Raw genomic sequence first — 6035 nt, 5'->3', positions numbered from 1 at the left:
TCGGCATATGCGATTGCCCTGCCCTCGCGGGGAGGGTCCGGCCGCAGGCCGGGGGTGGGGTAGGTCCGACCGGACTCGACCGCCTCGGGATCGCCCCGGCAGCGCGCCGGCGCCCTGCGCTCCCGCCTGTGGCGAAGGCAATCGCATAGGAGGCTACCCCCACCCCTGAGCCCTGCCCACAAGGGGGAGGGGAATCTTGCCGCGCCTGCGCCAGACGCCGATCGGCGACGGCTTTGCGCGGCATGGCGGCCGCAAGGTCCCCCTCCCCCTTGTGGGGAGGGCTCAGGGGTGGGGGTACGGGGCAAATGGAGGCGGGCCGGCGCGGCCAGGCGCCGCGCGCTGCCGGGGCTACCCCCTCTGGCCCTTCGGGCCATCTCCCCCGCAAGGGGAGAGAGAAGCTTCCGTCCTTCATCACACCCTCCCCAGGGCAAAACCCTTGGCGATGTAGTTGCGCACGAACCAGATCACCAGCGCGCCCGGAATGATGGTGAGCACGCCGGCCGCCGCCAGCACGCCCCAGTCCAGACCCGAGGCCGACACCGTGCGCGTCATGGTGGCGGCGATCGGCTTGGCCGCCGTGGTCGTCAGCGTGCGGGCGAGCAGCAGTTCCACCCAGGAGAACATGAAACAGAAGAAGGCGGCGACGCCGATGCCCGAGGCGATCAGCGGCATGAAGATCTTGAAGAAGAAGCGCGGGAAGGAATAGCCGTCGATATAGGCGGTCTCGTCGATCTCCTTGGGCACGCCCGACATGAAACCCTCGAGGATCCACACCGCCAGCGGCACGTTGAACAGGCAGTGCGCCAGCGCCACGGCGATATGGGTGTCGATTAGCCCGAAGGCCGAATAGAGCTGGAAGAACGGCAGCGCGAACACCGCCGGCGGCGCCATGCGGTTGGTCAAGAGCCAGAAGAACAGATGCTTGTCGCCGAGAAACCGGTAGCGCGAGAACGCATAGGCCGCCGGCAGCGCCACCGACACCGAGATCGCCGTGTTCAGCACCACGTAGATGATCGAGTTGATGTAGCCGTTGTACCATGACGGATCACTGAAGATCACCATGTAGTTGCGCAGCGTCGGGTCCGCCGGGATGAGCGACACCGAGTTCATGATCTCGGTATTGCTCTTGAAGCTCATGTTCACGAGCCAGTAGATCGGCAGCATCAGGAAGACGATGTAGAGCGCCGGGATGAGCCAGCGGAAGCGCGATTCGTCGCCGCGCCGGCGCATCCGCCGGGCAATCTCCCTGTTCGCAGTTTCCCGGGCGGAGACAGGCATCGCAGCCGAAACCGCCTCGCCGCGCGCGCTCATCGTGCGGTCGTCCCACGCCATGCTATTTCTCCGACCCGTAATTGGTCATGACGGTGTAGAAGACCCAGGACAGCAGGAGGATGATCAGGAAATAGATGATCGACATCGCGGCCGCCGGGCCGAGGTCGAACTGACCCACCGCCATCTTGACCAGGTCGATCGACAGGAAGGTGGTCGAGGACCCGGGACCGCCGCCGGTGACCACGAACGGTTCCGTGTAGATCATGAAACTGTCCATGAAGCGCAGCAGCACCGCGATCAAAAGCACGCGGTTCATCTTGGGGAGCTGGATGTAGCGAAAAATCGCCCAGCGCGAGGCACCGTCGATCTTGGCCGCCTGGTAATAGGCGTCGGGGATCGACACCAGGCCGGCATAACAGAGCAGCACGACAAGACTGGTCCAGTGCCACACGTCCATGACCACGACGGTGATCCACGCATGCACCGGATCGGCGGCATAGTTGAACGGGATGCCCAATCGGGCGAGACCATAGCCGATGAGGCCAATATCGGCGCGGCACAGAAGCTGCCAGATGGTGCCAACGACGTTCCACGGGATGAGCAGCGGCAGCGCCATCAGCACCAGGCAGACCGGCACGCCCCAGCCCGATTTCGGCATGTTGAGCGCGATGAAGATGCCGAGCGGAATCTCGATCGCCAGGATGACCGCCGAGAAGGCGAGATTGCGCGCCAGCGAATCCCAGAAGCGGCCGGATTCCAGCACCTGCGCGAACCATTCGGTGCCGGCCCAGAAGAACTCGTTGTTGCCGAACGTGTCCTGCACCGAATAGTTGACCACCGTCATCAGCGGGATCACCGCCGAGAAGGCCACCAGCACCAGCACCGGCAGCACCATGAACCAGGCCTTGTTGTTCCAGGTCTTTTCCACGGTCAGGCTCCCAGTTCGACGCGCCAGGAATCGGCATAGAGGTTGATGCCGGCCGGATCGAAGCGCACCTTCGCCTCGGCCGGGATCTCGCCGTCCTCCGGGACGACGATGGCGATCGGTTTTCCCGCGAACTCGGCGCGCACGATCTTCTGGCGGCCGATGTCTTCGACCTTGCGGATTGAAACGGACATGCCTTGGCGGCCGAGCGCGATGAACTCCGGGCGGATGCCGAGCTCGATGCTGGCGCCGAGCGCGACCCGCGGCTTGTGATCGAGGGCGATCGTCTCGTTCCCGACCTTCACGGTGCTGCCGTCGACATCGGCCGGCAGCACGTTCATGCCGGGCGAGCCGATGAAATAGCCGACAAAAGTGTGCTTCGGCCGCTCGAACAGCTCCGCCGGCGTGCCGATCTGCACGATCTCGCCCTCATACATGACCACGACCTTGTCGGCGAAGGTCAGCGCCTCGGTCTGGTCGTGGGTGACATAGACCATGGTGTAGCCGAACTGGCGGTGCAGTTGCTTCAGCTGCGAGCGCAGCACCCATTTCATGTGCGGGTCGATAACGGTGAGCGGCTCGTCGAACAGGATGGCGTTGACGTCGTTGCGCACAAGGCCTCGGCCCAGCGATATCTTCTGCTTCTGGTCGGCCGTCAGCCCCCTCGCCTTCTTCTTCGCCCAGTCGCCGAGGCCGGTCATCTCGATGATGTCGCGCACGCGCCGGTCGACCTCGGCCTCCGGCACGCCGCGGTTGCGCAGCGGGAAGGCGAGATTGTCGTAGACGGTCATGGTGTCGTAGATGACCGGGAACTGGAACACCTGGGCGATGTTGCGCTCCTGCGTCGACAGCTCGGTGACGTCGCGGCCGTTGAACAGGATGCGCCCTTCGGACGGATGCTGCAGGCCGGAGATGATGTTGAGCAGCGTGGTCTTGCCGCAGCCCGACGGCCCGAGCAGCGCATAGGCGCCGCCGTCCTTCCATTCGTGATGCACTTCCTTCAGCGCATAGTCGTTCGGCCGCGACGGGCGCAGCCCGTAGGCATGGCGGATATGCTCCAGGGTGATGCGTGCCATCGTCGCCTCCTCAGGCCGCCGCGCCGGCGATGGAGCGGCCATCCGCGCCGAAGGCGATGATCCGGCGCGTGTCGACATGCACGGCGATCGTCGTGTCGGCTTCGATGTCGTGGATGCCCGGAGCCAGCATCACCCAGCGGTTGCCCTCGAACTCGACATGGACGAAGCTTTCCGAGCCGGTGATCTCGGAGGTCGCGGTGCGCACCGACAGGCTCGCCGAAGCCGGATGCTGGCCCTGCAAGGCCAGATTGTGCGGATGGAAGGCGATCGTGCAGGGACCGTCGGCCATCCCCGACAGATGCGCCGGCACCGGCAGCGCCGTCCTGTCGCCGATCCGGAAGTGCGAGCCGCTCTTGACCACCGGCACCGTGTTGAGCGGCGGGTCCGCGAAGGTCTTTGCCGTGACGATATCCGCCGGCCGGCGATAGACGTCGATGGTCGGTCCGAACTGCGTCACGCGTCCCTGCGACAGGGTCGCCGTGTTGCCGCCGAGCAGCAGCGCCTCGTGCGGCTCGGTGGTGGCGTAGACGAAGATGGTGCCGGCCTCGGCGAACAGCTTCGGCAGCTCGGCGCGCAACTCCTCGCGCAGCTTGTAGTCGAGATTGGCAAGCGGCTCGTCGAGCAGCACCAGGCTGGCGTTCTTGACGATGGCGCGCGCCAGCGCCGTGCGCTGCTGCTGCCCGCCGGAGAGATTGAGCGGCGTGCGCCGCAGGTAGGGCGTCAGCCTGAGCAGCTCGGCGGCGCGCTTCACCTCGCGGTCGATCGCAGCAGGGTCCTCGCCCCTGACGCGCAACGGCGAGGCGATGTTCTCGTAGACCGTCATCGCCGGATAGTTGATGAACTGCTGGTAGACCATGGCGACGCTGCGGTCCTGCACGCGGACGCCGGTCACGTCCTTGCCGTCGAACCAGATCGAGCCGGCGCTCGGCCGGTCGAGGCCGGCCATCAGCCGCATCAGGCTGGTCTTGCCCGACAGCGTCGGCCCGAGCAGCACGTTGAGCGAGCCGTGCTCCAGGACGAGCGACGTCGCCTCGATGTGCACCTCGCCTCCGACGACCCTCTCGACCGCACGCAACTCCAGCATCGCCCGCCCCCTAAACCGCGATCATTCAGCCACCGGCAACGTCAGACCGCGCGGGCGCGCAGCGGCGGCGCCTCCGCACGGTCGCCGGACCACAGGTCGGCCACGACGTCGATGGCGGTGAGATAGGTGCCGTATTTCGCGCTCAGCACCGCCGCGCGCTCGGCATCCGGCTCGTAGCGCTGCTCGACCTTGACCATGTTGCGGATCGCGTCCGGCACGTCGGCATAGAGGCCGGCCGCCACCGCCGCGCAGATGGCGCCGCCCTTGGCGCCGAATTCGCTGCCGGACGCGATCTCGACCGGCAGGCCGAGGCCGTCGGCGAACATCTGCGCCCACACGGCGCTGCGCGAGGGGCCGCCGGCCAGCCGGATGACCTTCGGATCGGCCGCGTCCGGGCCGGTCAGCAGGTAGGACATGTCGTAGCGGTGGGCGAAGACCACGCCCTCGTAGACGGCACGCACGATATCGGCCAGCTGCGCCCCTGCCCTCAGCCCGAGGAAGCCTCCCGGCGCGCCGCGCGGCCCGTCATAGAGGAACGGGAAGAACAGGATGTTGTTCTGGCGGTCGAGCGCGCCGGCGACCAGGTCGTTGCAGACTTCGTAGACGCTGCGCCCTTCGAGAAAAGCGCGCTCTGCCTCCGCCGACAGCATGGTCTTGCACAGCCATTCCAGGTTGCTCGCCGAGGTCGGCGTCGCGGTGGTGGCCAGCACCTGGCCGCCGACCGGATAGGGCGTCTGGATCGTCGGCAGCGGGTCGAGCGCCGGCCGGGCATGCAAGGTCGAATGGATGCTGAAGGTGCCGGCGACTGCGGCGAGCTGGTCGGGACGCTCCACCCCCGAAGCGAGCGAGCAGCCGACCACGTCGTAGACGCCGCGCACCACCGGCGTCCCCGCCCGCAGGCCGGTGGCCGCCGCCGCCTCGGCGCCGACGCCGCCGACGACTTCCAGCGGCGATCCGATCGGCGGCAGGCGGTCGAGCCATGCCTGCAGGCCGGCGACCTCGAAGGCCTCCCGCGAAATCGCCGCGCGGCTGACACTGATGATGCCGGCGCAGCCGGCGTCGGTCGGATCGGTGGAGATGTCGCCGCACAGGCGCATGCGCAGGAAATCCTTGCAGGACAGCACATGCGCGGTGCGCCGCAGCGTCTCCGGCTCGTTCTGCTGCATCCAGGCGAGGATCGACAGCGTCTGGCCGGGCCACATCTGCTGCTCGATGCAGCGCGACACCGCCGCGGCGCGGCCCGAGCGTTTCCAGGCGTCGATGAGCGGAATGGAGCGCGTGTCGGTCGACACCAGCGCATTGCGCACCGGCACGCCGTCGGCGTCGACCAGATAGACGCCGCCGCCATAGCCGGACGGCGTTACGGCGACGATGTCGGCCGGGTCGGTGCCGGTCTTTTCCATGAGCGCGCGCAGCGATTCGCAGGTGGCGCGCCACATTCCCTCGGCGTCGCGCTCGGTCCAGCCCTCCTGCGGCAGCAGCATGACGTTCGGCCGGCGCTCGCAGGCGAGCTCGTTGCCGCGTCCGTCGAACAGCACGACTTTCGTCATCGTGCCGCCGGCATCGATGCCGATCAGGCGTTCCCGCATACTTGCTCCTCCGGGGGCCGACGGGCGCCGTCTCCTCGCGGCGGGGCGGGCCATGCAGGCCCCATCGGCATCTTTCCTCGGCAGCTAGG

5 protein-coding genes are annotated in these 6035 nt (G+C 67.3%); all 5 read right to left on the bottom strand.

Annotation, left to right across the window (positions count from 1 at the left end):
- Positions 1-411 precede the first annotated feature (411 nt).
- The 5 genes from AC5JDC_RS16505 to AC5JDC_RS16485 all read right to left on the bottom strand — a co-directional run bounded on the left by AC5JDC_RS16505 (position 412) and on the right by AC5JDC_RS16485 (position 5946).
- Positions 412-1230, bottom strand: coding sequence for a carbohydrate ABC transporter permease (locus AC5JDC_RS16505; protein ID WP_495842809.1), 819 nt, complete (start codon positions 1228-1230; stop codon positions 412-414).
- 103 nt (positions 1231-1333) lie between these two features.
- Complete coding sequence (locus AC5JDC_RS16500; RefSeq protein WP_495842807.1) at positions 1334-2200, bottom strand: carbohydrate ABC transporter permease; 867 nt, start codon at positions 2198-2200, stop codon at positions 1334-1336.
- A gap of 2 nt (positions 2201-2202) precedes the next feature.
- Positions 2203-3273: an ABC transporter ATP-binding protein gene (locus AC5JDC_RS16495; RefSeq protein WP_495842805.1), complete on the bottom strand. Its 1071-nt coding sequence runs from the start codon at positions 3271-3273 to the stop codon at positions 2203-2205.
- 10 nt (positions 3274-3283) lie between these two features.
- A complete protein-coding gene (locus AC5JDC_RS16490) occupies positions 3284-4357 on the bottom strand; it encodes an ABC transporter ATP-binding protein (protein WP_495842803.1) in 1074 nt (357 codons plus the stop codon).
- Between the two features lie 41 nt (positions 4358-4398).
- Positions 4399-5946 (bottom strand): FGGY-family carbohydrate kinase, encoded by a 1548-nt coding sequence (locus AC5JDC_RS16485; RefSeq protein WP_495842801.1) that lies wholly within the window; start codon positions 5944-5946, stop codon positions 4399-4401.
- Between the last annotated feature and the right edge of the window lie 89 nt (positions 5947-6035).

The organism is Kumtagia sp. (assembly GCF_059502445.1).
This window is presented reverse-complemented; position numbering and strand designations above follow the sequence as displayed.

Bases quoted from the DNA above. Each gene is read 5' to 3' on its own strand.
- AC5JDC_RS16505 (WP_495842809.1), bottom strand. From the start codon at position 1,230: ATGCGCCGGCGCGGCGACGAATCGCGCTTCCGCTGGCTCATCCCGGCG.
- AC5JDC_RS16490 (WP_495842803.1), bottom strand. From the start codon at position 4,357: ATGCTGGAGTTGCGTGCGGTCGAGAGGGTCGTCGGAGGCGAGGTGCAC.
- AC5JDC_RS16495 (WP_495842805.1), bottom strand. From the start codon at position 3,273: ATGGCACGCATCACCCTGGAGCATATCCGCCATGCCTACGGGCTGCGC.
- AC5JDC_RS16485 (WP_495842801.1), bottom strand. From the start codon at position 5,946: ATGCGGGAACGCCTGATCGGCATCGATGCCGGCGGCACGATGACGAAA.